Genomic DNA, 18,870 nt, shown 5'->3' on the forward strand with positions numbered 1-18,870 from the left:
ATTGCCAATTATTTATTACGACGTTATGCATACCGGCATTTCGTTCATGATCCGATCCTAATTGTTAGCTCATGTCCAATAATATAGTGGAGGCCATTATCAAGAAAGCTGTTCAGAAAGGAGTAGATATCCTGCTGGATGGGGACAAGTTGATCCTCCGGGTTTTAAAACAGGTAAATGTTGATAATGACCTGATCAGCCTGATCAGCGAGCATAAGGAAGAAATAAAACATTTCCTTGGCAACGTGGCAAGCAGCGCTGATGCGAAAGCCCGTAGCCGGAAAATCTCTCTCAGGACAAAAGACAGTACCAGCAAATGGCCACTTTCTTTTGCCCAGGAGAGATTATGGTTTGTACACCTGTTACAGGGCAGCGTACAATATCATATGCCTTACCTGTTTAAACTGAAGGGGCAACTGCAGGTAGATCAGCTGGCCGCTGCATTTAAACGGATTTTAACCCGTCACGAGGTACTCCGTACCCTGATCCGGGAAGGCGATGGCAACGGCTACCAGGAAGTCAGGGAATCAGGAGATTGGAAAATGACGATAGCGGATAGTAATGATGTAATGAATGAACACCCATCATTGCAGGAGTACATCGACCATCTTATTAAGAGACCTTTTGATCTGTCCCATGATTATATGCTGCGGGTGGAATTGATCCGCCTGCCGGCAGAAGAATATATCCTGGTAGTGGTAGTACACCATATTGCATCAGACGGATGGTCAATGGGCCTGATGCTCCAGGAGCTGAAACAATACTATAATGCACCACCCCTCGAAGTATTAGCAGCGCCGGAGACTCCAGTATTGCAATATGCGGACTACGCAGTCTGGCAACGGGAATATTTATCAACAGCTATTATACAACAACAGGCTGGTTTTTGGGAGCAACATCTGAAAGACTTATCGCCACTCGAACTGTCATCAGACTTTAAGCGCCCCGTTGTACAGGACCTGAAAGGTGCCGTGATCCGGAAGGTACTGGATAATGAGATGTATCAGTCGTTGCTCGATATTTCCAGGAAGAACGATTGCACTTTGTTTGTAACCCTGCTGAGCGCCTTCAAAGTATTGCTGATGCGCAATACCGGAGATACGGACATTTACGTGGGCAGTGTGGTATCCGGAAGACAACTCCGGGAGGTGGAACAACTGGTGGGATTTTTTATCAACACACTGGTGTTAAGGGATCAGCTGAACCCGGAGATGAGTTTTACACAATTAATGCAGCAGGTAAAACTTACTACGCTGCAAGCTTATGAACACCAGGATATTCCATTTGATAAAGTAGTACAAATGCTTGGAGGGGAGCGGGAAATGAACCGTCATCCGGTGTTCCAGTATTTTTTTGCGGTACACCACAGTGCCGGTAATGAAAACCTGGTGCTGCACGACATTGTGTCTGAAATGATGGAGCATCATCTGCATACTTCTATCTATGATTTCAGCCTGGATGTACTGGAACTCAGCGATGGATGGCATTTACAGTTAACCTATGCCAGCAGCCTGTTTCGTCAGGATACTATGGAACGGTTGCTGAATCATTATATCGGGTTGTTGCAGTCAGTGATAAAAGATGCGGAAAAATGTATTGCTGAAATGGAGATGCTGAGCGTGGAAGAGCAGCACAGCCTGTTGCATACTTTTAATGATACCCAAGTGGTATATCCGGAAGAGGATACACTGATCGATTTATTCAGCAGGCAGGTGAAGCTGCATCCGGAAGCCGTGGCGGTGGTATGTAAGGACAGAAAATATAGTTATAGTGAACTCGATCTATGCAGTACACAGTTATCCGGTTACCTGGTAAAATGTGGTGTTAAGCCAGGTGAAAAAATTCCGGTATGTTTCGACAGGAGCTTTAATATGCTGGTGGCGCTGCTGGGTGTTATGAAAGCGGGAGCGGCTTATGTGCCGGTTGATCCGGCTTACCCGTTGTCTCATATCGATTACCTCGTAGGAGATATTGCCGCTGCTATTGTTGTTACTACCGCGGCATATCGGTCATTCTTCCAGCAAGGAGGACTGAGTAAAATAGTGTTGCTGGATCAGGAATGGGAGCACATCATGAACGGGGAGGTATCTGCTCCGCAACACTATGCTGTTCCGGATCACCTGGCGTATATCATTTATACTTCAGGAAGTACCGGCAGACCCAAAGGCGTGATGATCACGCATCAATCGTTGATTAACTTTTTACGGGCCATGGTGGCTCAATTGGAGTTTTCGGCTGCTCACAGCATATTGGCCATTACGACTTATAGTTTTGATATTTCCTGCCTGGAATTATATACACCCCTCATCGCAGGAGGAAAAATATACCTGGCAGAAAGAGAAGATGTGATAGATGGAAACAAGTTGCATACGCTGCTGGCACAATGGCGTCCTACGCATATGCAGGCTACGCCTTCTACCTGGCAGATGCTACTTGAAAGTGGATGGCAAAATGAGGAAAATGTCACCCTGCTAACAGGTGGTGAGGCTTTACCCGTTGCGTTGAAAAAACGTTTGACGGATATAAGCCGGTCCATATGGAATATGTATGGTCCAACAGAAACGACGATATGGTCAACTGCGGCGCTGCTCGACAGTGAAGCTGTTATCAGTATTGGTCGTCCAATCAGTAATACCGCTATTTACATATTAAACAGTCATTTGCAGTTATGCCCGGTGGGGGCGCCAGGGCAGCTTTGTATTGCGGGTGCCGGCGTGGCCAGGGGATATCTTCACCAGGAGCAATTAACAGCAGAAAAATTTATCTCTAATCCCTTTGGTGGCGGACTATTATATCAAACGGGCGATATAGCCCGCTGGCAGTCAGATGGAAGCATTGTTTATATTGGACGTGCCGACAACCAGTTAAAAATAAAGGGACATAGGATTGAACCCGGGGAAATAGAGATGGCCCTCAGTCATGTACCCGGTGTTAAAAATGCCGTGGTGGTAGCCGGAGCAGATCGTGGCGCCGGGCGACAACTGATTGGTTATGTGGTTACAGACGAAACATACCGCAAAGAGGTAGCCTATGATTACCTGGTGAGCCACCTGCCTGCTTATATGGTTCCATCCACATTATCCGTCATCGATGATATTCCTTTAACGGCCAATGGTAAGGTAGATCGTAAGGCTTTATCAGCTATGGCCACCGTGATACCAGATGCTTCTGTGTATGAAGCCCCGCGTAATCCTACGGAAGAAAAACTGGTAACCATCTGGGAAGCATTGCTGAATATATCCCCGGTGGGTATCCATGATAACTTTTTTGAGCTGGGTGGCCATTCCCTGTTGGCTATGCGTGTAGTGGCAGCTGTGAGAAAACAATTAGACAGGGAGCTGGCAGTAAGGGACATTTTTCTTTATACCAGCATCGCCCAACTGGGCGCTGTACTTTCCAATACAGCAGCTAAATCAGGACTTGCTTTACGCGCTTACCCACGGGAAGGCATGGCTGTTCCTTTATCTTTTGCACAGGAACGCCTGTGGTTCCTGGATCAGCTGCATGGGAGTGCTGCTTATCATATGCCCTTTGTTTTCCGTATAGAGGGTGAACTGGTTGTTTCCCTGTTGGAAAATGCACTCCGGCAAATCATAGACCGTCATGAGGTATTACGCACGGTGATTGATAATCAGGACGGACAAGGTTATCAACGTGTATTGCCATCTTCCGATTGGCAGTTGGAATACCTGGCGGACCTGCCGGCATCCACAGCCGGATATGTGTCGGCTTTTATTCACCGTCCTTTTGACTTGTCTTCTGATTATCCGCTGAGGGTATGCCTGCTGAAAGTGTCTCCTACAGAACATATACTAGCCGGCGTATTACATCATATCTGTAGTGATGGCTGGTCTATACCGGTATTAACTGCAGAACTGGCGGCTTTTTACAGCAGCACGCCTGCTACGTTGCCCGCCCTGCCGCTGCAATATGCCGATTATGCATGGTGGCAGCAGGATTACCTGCAAACAGCACATTACACTACCGGGTTGGATTACTGGCAAAAACAGTTATCCGGTCTGGTACCTTTCCGTTTAACGGGAGACCAGTGGATGGCTGCCGGCAACCGGGAAGGGGCAGCGCTGAGTTACCAGCTAAACCACGCATTATCCACTTCGCTGGTACAGTTATGTCATCGGGAAGGTTGTACCATGTATATGCTGTTGTTGAGCGCTTTTAAGGTACTCCTGTATCGTTACAGCGGTATCGGGGATATTGCTATTGGGACTTCTTCTGCTGGTCGCCGTTACCAGGAACTGGAAGGACTGATTGGTTTCTTTATCAACACGCTGGTATTGCGTAGTCATCTGAATGGAGAACAATCATTTAAGGAGCTGTTGCAGCAGGTGCGTGAAACCACGCTGGCAGCTTATGATTATGCGGATATTCCTTTTGAGAAGATCGTAGAAACGTCAGGCGTACAGCGGGATCGCAGTAGCAATCCGTTGTACGAGATCCTGTTTACGATGCAGAATAATGAAGCAGGTAAGGGGTTAACACTGGAAGGTTTAACAGTAGTTCCGTTACCACAGGTAGTGAGTGGTGCGCAATTCGATATTAACTTCAACGTGCGCGAGGCCGACGGGCATTTAATGCTAGAGGTCATTTATCGTAGCGACCTGTATAGCAACGCGCTGATGCAACGTTTTGTCGGTCACTATGAACGTTTGCTGGAAAGTATAGTCGCAGATGCGGATCAGCGCATCGGCCAGTTGCATATGCTCACCACTGCAGATGAACAATTACAAATCTCTTTTAACAATAGCTCCTTTGATCCCTCTTTAGATACCACTGTTTTTGTAACAGAACAAGATACCGTCATCGACGTATTTCTTCGTCGGGCACAGATGCATCCGGATGCATCTGCACTTGTGTATTCAGGTGGAACATTGACCTATGCTGAGCTGGCATTACGCAGCCGCACGCTGGCCAATACATTGCGGTCTTATGGCGTGGGTGCCGGAACGCCGGTGCTGCTATGTACCCGCCGTGGCGCCGACATGATGACCGGCATACTGGGTATCCTGATGGCTGGCGGCGCTTATGTACCATTGGAACCGGATGCTCCAGCCGGCCGCCAGGAATATATTATTACCGACAGTGGCAGCAAAGTAATAGTGACCACCAGTAATGAAGCACCACTATTTCCATACTACAACTGCATTTGCGTGGATGGGCTAACGCCGGAACCGGCAGCGGCAATGCCATTGCCGCAACCTGCCGATGCGGCTTATATCATTTACACTTCTGGCAGCACGGGCAAACCCAAAGGGGTGAAGATCACGCATAGTAATCTGCGTAATTATATAGCGCATAGCATCGCTGCATATATCGGGAACGGAACTGATGAAAAGAATACAGGTAGTGGCAGTTACGTTCACTTGTCCTATAGTTTCGATGCAGCAGTAACCGCCTTGTTTGCACCTTTACTGGCGGGGCGTCGTGTGGTAATGGGCAGTAATACGGGACTGACTGTTTTTGAAGATCCCTTGTTTTTATCCGCTGCCCCCTACGACTTTATAAAACTTACACCGGCTCATTTGCCTTTACTGACGCCCGTACTCATCAGCGAAATCCCTTTGTTGACGAGGCGTTTGGTGGTAGGAGGAGAAGCCTTGCAACCAGCCCATTACGAGGCACTGGGAGGTTATCGCATAGAAATTATTAATGAATATGGCCCCACAGAAGCCACAGTGGGCTGTAGTACTTATCATTTTAATACCAGCGACAATAACATTGGTACCGGCCCCGGTGGTGTATTGATCGGTCGCCCGATCCGGAATATGCAGTTATACGTGTTGGATCAGGATGGAAATGTTTGTCCAGCCGGCGTGCGTGGGGAGCTCTGTATCAGTGGTGCCGGTCTTTCTGCAGGATATCATCATCAACCAGAACAAACACAACATAAATTTATCACAAATCCTTTCGGTCCCGGATTATTATATCGTACAGGAGATGTAGCACAACTGGAAGCAGATGGCAACTTATCTTACCTGGGCAGACTGGATGACCAGGTAAAGATCCGCGGCTACCGCATAGAACCCGGCGAGGTGGAGGTAGTGCTGAGTAGCAGTCCCGGTGTACAACAAGCGGCGGTAGTAGTGGACAAGACAGAGAAAGGATTCCGTCTTTCCGCATTTATTGTAAAAGAAGATGATTACAACCGGGAAGCAGTAGAGCAGTACCTGCGTATGCACCTACCGGAATATATGTTGCCGGCGCAACTCACGGAAATAGCCGTGCTGCCATTAACCGTGAATGGCAAAGTAGACCGGTCTGCATTGGCGGCCATAGCGGCCGCCGCTCCGGCCGGCAAAACATACGAAGGCGCCCGCAATGAAATGGAAGCAGTACTGGTAACGATCTGGGAAGAATTATTAGATATATCACCGGTTGGTATCCACGATAATTTCTTTGAGCTGGGCGGTGATTCTATTGTCACCATTCAGCTGGTTAGCCGTGCCCGCCGCCAGGGCTACCACTTTGAAGTAGCAGATGTGTTCAGCTACCAGGATATTGCTGCATTGTCAATTTATATTGCGCAACAAGGTAAAGCTGCATTAAAAGGTGAGCAAGGAATTTTGAGTGGCAGCAGCGGGCTGTTACCGGTGCAGCAATGGTATCTCGCCAATAACGGAAAAAATAAACATATTTCACACTTTAACCAGTGTATATTATTGCGTATAGCCAAATCCGTTAGTGCGGATACATTGCACCGTGCGGCTGATTTATTATCCGCCCGGCATGATGCATTAGGCTTCCGTTACCGGCAAACAACTGCGGGCGAATGGGAACAAACATACAGCGGTGGCAGCGATGCTTTTGTAACAGCAGATCTCCGGCATATAGAGATGGCTTCCTTGAGCGCAGCTATTACCCGTCACAGCCAGCAATACCAGGAAAGCCTGGATATCACTGCAGGGCCGATTTTCCGCCTGGTATTATTGTTAACGCCTGCGGCAGAAGAACATCACCGGTTGCTGTTGGTAGTACATCACCTGGCGGTAGACAGCGTTTCCTGGCGTATCCTGCTGGAAGAACTGGATGCTATACTCACCGCATTGCAGGAAGGAAACAGGTATGAACCTCTATCTAAAACTAGCGCTTATCGGGAATGGTACCAGGCTTTGTCAAGGCATACCTTCAGTAGCCAGCTTCCTTACTGGGAGCGTATCAGCGCCGGATATAAACCGTTGCATGCAGAAAGTGAGCCGGTACGGCATGGAGACATGGCACACTATGCGGCGCATTTTTCCACCGCACAAACCAGGTATTTATTACAGGAAGCCCCGCGTCTTTACCAAACGGAAATAAATGATCTGTTGCTGTATGCATTATGCTGCAGCCTGAAATCCTGCAATGGTCATGCACGTGTGCACATCGGGTTGGAAGGCCATGGCCGCGAAGCTTTGCCGGGAACAGATCTGAGCCGTACTGTGGGTTGGTTTACTTCTATGTACCCGGTGATGTTGGAAGCCACGCACGATAATATCCGCGACAACCTGTTAAGCATAAAAGAACAACTACGTCAGATTCCTGGTAAAGGAATCGGCTACGGCGTATTAAAATATATCCACGGCGCTGCCGGACTATCCGGCAAAGATCCATGGGACCTGGTATTTAACTACCTGGGGCAGAGCGATAACGTGATCCGGCAGAGCAACTGGCTCAGCGCCGCACCGGAGAGCGCTGGACAGTCTGTGAACAATGGCATTTACAGCCATGCGCTGATAGCCGTAAACAGTCTGGTTTCCGGTGGTAGCTTACAGATGAACTGGACCTACAGCCCGGCACATTACAATGAGTCAGATATTGCTACCTTATCAGAAGCTTATTTCGCCGCCCTGGATGAGCTGATGGCCCATTGCCGCGAACAGGGCAGCAACGATATTGCGTACGCAATTCCTTCAGATTATGGCTTGTCCGCTGACGTGAGCTATGAGGCGCTGAACAGTTTCCTGTCCGATATAGAAGCAGGTGTGGTGAGAAGAACACTGTTATCAGGCGTTTACCGGCTAAGCCCTTTACAGGAAGGCTTGTTATTTCATGGCTTGTACAACGAAAGCGGTGGCGCTTACATTGAACAGTTCCGTTGTGAGGTAAGCGCTTTAGATGAAGCCATTTTTATCCGCAGTTGGGAACAACTGTTAAGTCGGCATAGTATTTTGCGAAGCAGTTTTTATGCGGCTGCATTTAATATCCCTGTACAGGGAGTACATCGTCAATGCGAACTCCCCTTGCATAAACTGGATTACCGGGGCAAAGGGGAAGAAGAGCTGCAAGCGTTGATCGCCGCTTACCTGGAGGCCGACCGGCAGGCAGGATTTGATTTCCGGCAAGCGCCTTTGATGCGGTTTACATTGATCCGTTTGGACGACTCGCGCACGGAAATGATCTGGACCTTCCATCACCTGATCCTGGATGGCTGGTCCACTCCGGTGTTGATGGAAGAGTTCCTGCAAACCTATGAACAGTTGATATCCGGCGTAACAATGCCGGTATTGCAGGAGGATCGCTATGAAGATTATATCCGCTATATCGCCGCACAGGACAAGGATGCATCGGTAGCTTACTGGAAAGACTACCTGAAAAATATAACAGAAGGTTGCCTGTTGCCTTATGTGAAGGAAGGCGTCAACCGGACAAAAGGAACAGGGCGTTACCAGGAGCAAACGATATTGTTGGACGCCGCCCGCATGGAAGAAATAGCTTCCTTCTGCCGTTATCACCGTATAACAGTGAATACCCTGATACAAGGCGTATGGAGTTACCTGTTGCACCGTTATACCGGTAGTCAACACATTACCTATGGTGTCACTGTTTCCGGCCGGCCGGGTGATCTGGCCGATATGGAAAACAGGGTTGGGATGTATACCAATACTTTACCTTTTACTATAGGATTACAGGAAGAGCAGCGGATAACAGACTGGTTGCTGTTGCTGCAACAGGCATTCCTTGAAAGTCAGCAGTACCAGTACAGTTCATTAACCAGTATTCAGCAGTTGACAGGTATTGGTGGTGATCTGTTTGATACGATGATCACTTTCCAGAATTATCCGGTAACGGAGATACTGAAAGCAAGTCACTGGAATTTTAAAGCAGACAAATTTCATATTACGGAAGAAACGAGCAATTATCCGCTGTCGCTGAGGATATTGCTGGCAGATACGATTACTATACAGTTCATTTATAAGGAAGAGAGCATAGATGCGGTGTATGTGGAAAATATTGCTGCTCACTTTGAGCATGTGCTCGACCAATGTCTGGACAGCAGCATTCATCACCTGAAAGAGATAAAGCTGCTGACTGCAAAAGAAGAAACCGCCGTATTGCAAACATTTAACTACACAAAAGCAGATTACGGTCAGCCTGCCACGATTGTATCAGTATTTAATCAGCAGGTACAGGCTACACCTGATGCTGTTGCACTGGTGTTTTTGGAGGAGGTAATGGATTACCGGGAGCTGAACAAACGCGTAAACCAATTGGCGCACTACCTGGTAAAAAAAGGTGTTCAAAAGGAAATGCCGGTGCCGCTATGCCTGGAAAGAGGACCAGGACTGATCATAGGAATGTTGGCGGTTTTAAAAGCAGGTGGCGCTTATGTGGCGCTGGACCCGGCTTATCCGCAGGAAAGATTATCTTATATGCTGGAAGATACTGCGGCCACCCTGATATTAACGGATAGCAAAAACGACGATAAGCTATTGCAACATACAGGCATCCTTATTGACATAGATAGCGAGGCGGACATAATAGCCATGATGCCGGTAACAGATCCGGTGATTACCGCTACACCTTATTCCCTGGCATATATTGTTTACACATCAGGGAGTACCGGTCGGTCAAAGGGTGTTATGATTGAACATCATAGCGTGGTGAACCTGGTATACAACCAGGTAATCCCTTTGAACCTGCAGGCTGGCATCAGTGTTTTACAATTTGCGTCTATCAGCTTTGATGCCGCTTATCATGAAATATTTACCACGCTGCTACATGGCGGAAAGCTGGTGCTGGTCACTAAAGAAGTAATACTGGATAGTCACCTGTTGAACGAAGTGATCCGGCAGCATGAAGTAGCCTTGATTACATTACCACCGAGCTACCAATCGGCTATTATAAATGAAGTATCCGGTCTTAAAACTATTATCTCCGCGGGAGAAGCGCTGAATCCACAACTGGCGGCGGCATTAACAGAAAAGGGTATCCGGGTGATCAATGCATATGGTCCCAGTGAAAATACGGTATCTGCTATTTTATCCGTCAGCCCTATATATGAAGATGGAACAGTGACTATCGGCAAGCCATTGGCGAATGTACAGGCTTATATCCTGGATGGGCAGTTGCGCCCGATGCCTGTTGGGCTTACAGGAGAATTATACCTGGGTGGTACACAGTTGGCCAGGGGATATCTTCATGCAGCTGCACTTACCCGGGAGAAATTTATTAATAATCCCTGGGGAGAAGGTCGTTTATACCGTACCGGCGACATGGCCAAATGGTTGCCGGATGGAAATATGACCTATGTTGGAAGAAAGGATGAACAGGTAAAGATTCGTGGGTATAGGATTGAACCCGGTGAAATAGAACAGGTACTGCAGGAATGCCCCGGCGTGAAGCAGGCAGCAGTAGTAGTGGTGATGGGTAAAGACGAAGAAAAAAGATTGGCAGGATACCTTATAAAAGGATCCGGTTACACACGTTCATCGGTAGATGCCTGGCTGAATAGCCATCTTCCGGAATTCATGATCCCATCGTTACTACGGGAAATAGAAGAAATGCCGTTAACACCCAATGGGAAGATAGACAAAAAACTACTGGCTTCCTGGCGGGATGAAAGAGACGTGCTAACCGGTGAAGAAGAATTGTTGAATACTACAGAAGCTGCACTGGCAAATATCTGGAAAGAACTGCTGGACATTAACCCAATAAGAAGGGATGATAATTTCTTTGAACTGGGAGGCCATTCCTTACTTGCCATCAGGCTTATATCTGCTATCCGCAAAAAGTTTGATTGTGAAATAGATATCCGGTATGTATTTGACTACCCAACCATCGGCGGATTAGCAGAAGTACTGGCCGTAACACAGGAACATACGGTGTTGCCGGGGATAGAAAAAAGGCCGGAAAACCTCGTCACGATCCCGCTGTCTTTTTCCCAGGAAAGATTATGGTTTATAGATCAGTTGCAGGGCAGTACTGCTTACCTCATCTCTAATGTACTCCGCCTCAAAGGCCACTTAAACAAATCTGCACTGTCTGCAGCGTTCAGGGAAATTTTATCGCGGCATGAAATTTTGCGTACTGTAATCTGCGAACAGGATGGTAAAGGGTACCAGTTTATCAGGGACGCAGCTGATTGGAATTTGGAACAACTGCCGTATGAAAATGGTATCCTGGAAAAATTGTTGAATATCCCCTTCAGCATATCAGATGATTATATGCTAAAGGCATGGCTCATCAACGTAACGGCCAATGAATACCTACTTGTAGTAGGCTTGCATCATATTGCTGCGGATGGCTGGTCTATGTCGCTGCTGACTAATGAACTGAATGAATTATATAACAGTGCGGTAGCGGGTCGCCTCGCTCGCTTACCTGTATTGCCGGTACAATATGCCGACTACGCCTTATGGCAAAGAGATTTTATGGAAAGCCCGGTAATGGCAACACAGTTGGCTTACTGGAAAGAGCAGCTGAAAAACGTCACACCATTTGAGATTCCTGCAGATTTTACATTACCTGCAGAGCGGTCAATGAAAGGAGGTGTCGTGAAATGCATGATAGATAATACTTTGCTGGATGCACTGACAGAATTGTCGGAGCAGGAAGGCACTACTTTATTTATGACCCTGCTCGCGGTATTCAATGTATTGCTATACCGTTACACCGGGCATGAAGATATTTGTGTGGGCAGTCCTGTTGCCGGTAGGAACCAACTGGAAACAGAAAAGCTAATAGGTCTTTTTGTAAATACCATTGTGTTGAGAACACAGGTAAGCGGAACGCTCCGCTTTACGGACCTGTTGCAGGCAATAAAACAAACTACCCTGGAGGGCTATACGCATCAGCATGTGCCCTTTGAAAAAGTGGTCGATGTGCTGGGGATTCAGCGTGACCTTCATCGTCACCCCCTCTACCAGGTGCTTTTTACCTTACAGCATCAGGAGAAGGAGGGGGATTTACAGTTGAAGGAGCTGGAAGTAACAGTGGAAGACATCCCGGCAGATAAAGTGAAACATGATCTGAGCATGGATATCACCTTATCAGCTGATGGTTTGCAGGTAACTATGGACTATTCCGGAGAACGTTACAGAACAGAAAAGATAACGCGTATGCTGCGGCATTTCGAGCAGTTATTGTTATCTGTTGTCAGTAATCCGGCAGCAGATATTGCTTCGCTGATATTATTACCGGAAGAAGAAAAAAATTGTTTACTGCACACTTTTAACAATACCAGCGTTGATTATGGAGATACCGGCACCATATTGCTTTTACTGGAAGAGCAGGTGAGAACGGTACCCGATAGTCCGGCGGTATCTTATGCCGGGGAAAAAATTACTTACCGGGAACTGGATCGGCGCGCTGCTCAGCTGGCCGTGTACCTGCAACAGCAGGGCGTTGGAAAAGACGTGTTGGTACCTGTTTGTACAGAGCGGGGAATAGGATTGATCGTGTGTATCCTGGGTGTTTTAAAGGCAGGCGGTGCATATGTGCCACTGGATCCAGCATACCCGGCAGAAAGACTGGCTTTTATGCTGGAAGATACTGCAGCAGGTATTGTACTGGCAGATAATGTGGGAGTCAGCACGATGCCTTATCGCGAAAATGTCCGGGTCATCAATATCGAAACGGCGCAGGAAATTTTTAGCAACGTGGTGGTGAACGGACCACAGATTTATCCGGCTGTCAATGACCTGGCTTACGTTATTTATACATCGGGAAGTACTGGCAGGCCTAAAGGGGTGATGATCGAACACGGAGGTGTGTTGAATATGGTACGGAGTCACATAGATTTTCTTTCTCTCCGTCCAGGCAGCAGCATACTACAGTTTGCCTCTTCCAGTTTTGACGGCTCCTGCCAGGAAATCTTTAATACGCTTTGTTCTGGTAGTTGCCTGGTCATACCTTCCCGCGAACAGATCTTACATCCGGAGCTTCTCTTTGATCTTATCGTAAAGGAAAACGTGGCATTGGCTACGCTTCCGCCTTCCTATCAAACTACTGTCAGGGATAAGTTGTCAGTATTGGAAACACTGTATTCAGCCGGGGAAGCGCTCAATCCTGATATAGTAAAGTATATCCAGGAAAAAGGGGTGAGGGTCATCAATGGTTATGGACCTACTGAAAATACAGTAACGGTTACACTAACAGATAACCCGCTAACCACAGAGGGAAATGTAATAATTGGCAAGCCAATCAATAATGTGCAGGTATATATTGTGGATCGCCATGGTGCATTATGCCCGGTGGGTATTGCCGGGGAAATAATGGCGGGAGGTGCACAGGTAGCCAGGGGCTATCTGAATTTACCTTTACTCACAGCTGAAAAATTTATTCCTCATCCATTTGGAGAAGGACGGGTATATCGTACTGGTGACCTTGGCCGCTGGCTCCCCGATGGTAATATTGAATACCTGGGTCGTTTGGATGAACAACTGAAGATCCGCGGTTTCAGAATAGAGCCGGGAGAAGTAGAAAGTGCTTTACTCGCTTATCCAGGTGTAAAGCAGGCAGTAGCTGTGGCCGGAAAAGATGGTGCCAATGCTGCCCGTTTGCTGACATATGTAGTCACGGATGAACAGTATCATGCAAACGGGGTGATGTCTTATTTGCAGCAGCGCCTGCCGGCCTACATGGTGCCGTCTTTTGTAATCATACTGCCGGAAATTCCATTGACACCCAGTGGAAAAGCAGATAAGCGGTTATTATCTCAAATAGAACCGGTGATCCGGCATACACGCGATTATGAACCACCGCGTAATGAAGTGGAAAAAATATTGGCGGCGATCTGGGAAGAATTACTGGGCCTTGCTGAAATAGGCATTTATGATAACTTCTTTGAGCTGGGAGGCGATTCTATCATTACCATCCAGGTAGTGAGCCGCAGCCGCCGCAAAGATATCGTGCTGCAACCTCGTGACCTGTTTATTCACCAGGATATTGCTTCTTTATCGGCTTACCTGGCGCATCGCGGACAGGTACAGGCAACGGAAGGAGAACAGGGCGTTTTAAGCGGCAACTGTGGATTGTTGCCAGTGCAGCAATGGTATCTCACCAACAATGGCAACAATGAACATATTTCGCACTTTAATCAAAGTGTGTTACTACGTATATCCAAAGCCGTAAGCGCCGATACACTGCAACGTGCAACAGATATGTTGGCTGCCCGCCATGATGCGCTTCGGTTCCACTACCGGCAAGCAGCCACCGGGGAATGGGAACAGGCTTATGGCGGCCGCAGTGATGCATTTGCAACAACAGACCTGCAGCACATCGGGGCAGCCTCACTCAGCGACGCCATTACCCGCAGCAGCCAGCATTACCAGAAAAGCCTTGATATTAAAACAGGTCACATTTTCCGCATGGCATTATTGTTAATGCCTGCAGCAGAAGAACATCACCGGTTACTGCTGGTGGTGCATCACCTGGCAGTAGATGGCGTGTCCTGGCGTATCCTGCTGGAAGACCTGGATGCAATGCTGACAGCGCTGCAGGGTGAACATCCCTATGAGCCGCTTCCTAAAACAAGCGCTTACCGCGAATGGTACCAGGCTTTGTCAAGGCATACCTTCAGTAGCCAGCTTCCTCACTGGGAGCGTATCAGCGCCGGTTATAAACCGCTGCGCGGAGAAAAAGAAGGGACGGTGTGCCGGGCAGATATGGAAGAACAGGTCATTCATTTTTCTGCTGCACAAACGAAATACTTATTACAGGAAGCTCCGCGTGTTTATCAAACGGAAGTAAATGATTTATTACTGTATGCTTTGTGCCGCAGTCTGACATCCTGGAGTGGTCATGCCCTTGTGCACATCGGGTTGGAAGGCCATGGCCGTGAAGCCTTGCCGGGAACAGATCTGAGCCGTACTGTAGGTTGGTTTACTTCCATGTACCCGGTGATGCTGGAAACCCCCCACGATAATGCCCGCGACAACCTGTTAAGCATAAAAGAACAACTACGTCAGATACCTGGTAAAGGAATCGGCTATGGCGTATTAAAATATATCCACGGCGCTGCCGGACTATCCGGCAAAGATCCATGGGACCTGGTATTTAACTACCTGGGGCAGAGTGATAACGTGATTCAGAAAAGCAACTGGCTCAGTGCCGCGGAAGAAAGCGCCGGCCGGTCTGTTAGCGATGGTATTTATGGCAACGCATTGATGGAGGTAAATAGTATTGTTTCCGGTGGCTGCTTACAGATGAACTGGAGCTACAATCGCGCTTACTACAATGAAGCGGAGATTGCCGCTTTATCATCTGCCTATTTCGCCTGTATAGAAGAATTGATCGCGCACTGCCGTGAACAGGAAAATAACGAGATTATTTACGCCATCCCGGCAGACTATGGCTTGTCGGGTGATGTAAGCTATGAAGAGCTGAACAGCTTTTTATCCGGTATGGAAGGAGCCGTAACGAGAAGAACATTATTATCGGGCCTTTACCGGTTAAGCCCTCTGCAGGAAGGCTTATTATTTCACGGCTTATACGATGAAAGTGGAGGTGCTTACATAGAGCAATTCCGTTGTGAAATAGGCGCCCTGGAGGAAATGGTTTTCATTCGCAGCTGGGAACATTTATTACATCAGCATAGTATCCTGCGAAGTAGTTTTTATGCCGATGCATTTAATATCCCGGTGCAGGGGGTACATCGGAAATGTGAAATACCCCTACATAAATTAGATTACCGTGGTAAGCCGGAAGCTGATCAGCAAGCCCTGATCGCTGCTTACCTGCAGTCTGACCGGGAAACAGGATTTGATTTCCGGCAGGCGCCGTTGATGCGGTTTACATTGATCCGTTTAGATGAATCGCGTCATGAAATGATATGGACTTTCCATCACCTGATCCTCGATGGTTGGTCTACACCCGTGCTAATGGAAGAATTTTTGCAAACATATGAGCAGTTGTTATCTGGTGCAGTTCTCCCCGTAACAGCGGAAGACCACTATGGAGATTATATCCGTTACATCGCAGATCAGGACCAGGAAGCAGCAACTGCACATTGGAAAGCATACCTGGACGGTGTGACCGAAGGGTGCCTGTTGCCTTATATACAGGAAGGCATTAACCGAACCAAAGGAGGAGGAAGTTACCGGGAGGAAACTTTATTGCTGGGCGTGAAAGAAACGGAAGAAATAGCCTCTTTTTGCCGTCATCACCGGCTAACGGTCAATACCCTGATACAAGGCGTATGGAGTTACCTGCTGCACCGTTATACCGGTAGTAATCATATTACTTATGGTATCACCGTTTCCGGGCGGCCGGACGATCTTTCCGATGTAGAGCGGAGGATAGGGCTGTATATTAATACGTTGCCTTTTCATACTGAAATTAAGGAAGAAGGTATATTAGACTGGCTATTTTCTATCCAGAAAGAACAACTGGAAAGCAGGCGCTATCAGTACCGCCCATTAAGTGAATTACAACAACTGACCGGGGTGAATGGTGATTTATTTGATACCATGATCACTTTTCAGAATTACCCGGTGAGCGAAAGCTTTGCTGCTTTTCAACATACACTGGAAATAGGAAAGATCACTATCCGGGAACAAAGCAACTATCCGTTAAGCATAGTGGTGGGAACGGGCGAAAGATTGAGTGTGCGGCTCAACTACAACGAGACCGTTTTACCGGTGTATTATGTACGGCAAATGCTGGGACATATAGAAAACGGGTTGTTGCAAATCGCCAGGAATGCCGCTGGAAATATATCCGGTATTACCTTGCTTACACCTGTGGAAGAGCAGTTGATACATAGCTTCAGCCATTCGTTGGTAGATTTTCCTAAGCAACAGACTATGATAGACCTGTTTGCGGAACAGGTGCTTAAAAAACCGGATGCTATTGCCGTGGTATTTGAAGGACGGGAATTAAGTTATGCAGCACTCAACCAGTATACAGATTGGCTGGGGCACTACCTGAGAGCCAAAGGGGTGAAACAGGAATCCCTGGTACCGGTGAGTGTAAACAGATCCATGGAAATGATCATCGCGATGCTGGGCGTTATGAAGGCGGGCGGCGTTTTCGTACCGGTTGATTCTTCTCTGCCGCAGGACCGGCTCGGCTATATATTAAAAGATACGGCTTGCCATATTTGTATTGCAGATACCAGGCTAAAGGAAACGCTGTTGTCCTTTACGCAGGAGATAGAAGTGATATGTCTTTCCGAAGAATTGGACCGTATCCCGGAAAATTCCGACATACTGCCCTGCAACTACAGTAATCCTGCTGCGGGGATGTATGTGATTTACACGTCTGGTTCTACCGGCAGACCTAAAGGTGTATTAATAGAACATCATGCTTTGGTGGATCATGTTTTTGGTGTGATAGCAGGTGCATCGCTGGATACCTGCCGCTCCTTTGCACTCTTCGCATCATTGGTAGCTGATGCAGGTCACTCTATCCTGTTTTCCGCTTTCGCTCTTGGAGGAACTGTGCATGTATTGTCAGAAAATATACTGCTTGATGCGGATGGCGTCCGGGAATACCTCGAAAAGAACGCCATAGATTGTTTGAAGATAGTGCCTACTTTATGGTTGTCTTACCTCGAAAACAGCCAGCCGGTGCTACCGTTAAAAGTCATCATATTCGGAGGCGAAACGTTCCCTGCACACATGACGGCGTTACTGTCGGCTTCTGCTTATAAAGGAGCCGTTTATAACCATTACGGGCCAACGGAAATAACTATCGGAAGAACGATCTACAAGGTAGACCTCGAAGAAGAACGTAAAATTATTCCTATAGGATCACCGTTTGGAAACACCAGCGTATATGTACTGGATGAACAAATGAGGAAATGTCCTGTGGGTATAGCCGGTGAACTGCATGTAGGCGGAAATGGTATTGCACGTGGTTATCTCAATCAACCGGAAATAACGGCGGCCAGATTTACGCGTGATATTTTTAGTGAAGACACCACTGCACGGTTCTATAAAACAGGCGACCTGGTGAAATGGTTGCCCGATGGTAACCTGGAATATATTGCCAGGAAAGATGCACAGGTAAAACTGGCTGGTAACAGGATAGAACCGGGTGAAATAGAAATGGTGCTGCAGGAAATAGCCGGGGTTAAACAGGCACTGGTGGTAGTGAATGAAGCTAAAACCGGTGATAAGCGACTGGTAGGTTATATAGTAGTGGAAGATGATTTTGACATGGATGCTGCAGATCGTCATTTGAAATCCAGGATGCCGGCCTATATGATTCCTTCTTTCCTGATTAAGCTGGATAGCGTGCCACTCCTGAGCAGTGGAAAAGTAAACAGGAAAGCTTTGCCGGATGTGGATGTTAGCCAACTGGTAACAGATAACTATGTAGCCCCGGAAACAACGGCGGAAAAAATACTGGCAGACATCTGGCGGGAATTATTAAAAATAGAAAGGGTAGGTGTACAGGATAATTTCTTTGAACTGGGTGGAAACTCTTTACTGGTTATGCGGATGAGTGCAAGGATCAAAAAGCGTTTGTCCGTATCGGTACCTGTTCACCTGTTTTTTCAGCTCACCCGTATCCGTGATATAGCAAAATACCTGGAACTGGATGTACAAGCCCTGGCGCCTGATAAAAACAGTACCCAATATGAGGTAATTAATATTTGAGTTAATCCTATTTCCCATTTTCCCTCGCGGGAATGTCAACATTATACTG

At 47.4% G+C, this 18,870-nt stretch carries 1 protein-coding gene; it reads left to right on the forward strand.

The features are described from left to right. The first annotated feature begins 71 nt into the window (after nt 1–71). On the forward strand, nt 72–18,821 hold the full coding sequence (locus tag J7623_RS17090; RefSeq protein WP_291922531.1) for a non-ribosomal peptide synthase/polyketide synthase: 18,750 nt from the start codon (nt 72–74) through the stop codon (nt 18,819–18,821). Nucleotides 18,822–18,870: the final 49 nt, after the last annotated feature.

The sequence above is a fragment of the Chitinophaga sp. genome, assembly GCF_017745275.1.
Classification (GTDB): Bacteria; Bacteroidota; Bacteroidia; order Chitinophagales; family Chitinophagaceae; genus Chitinophaga.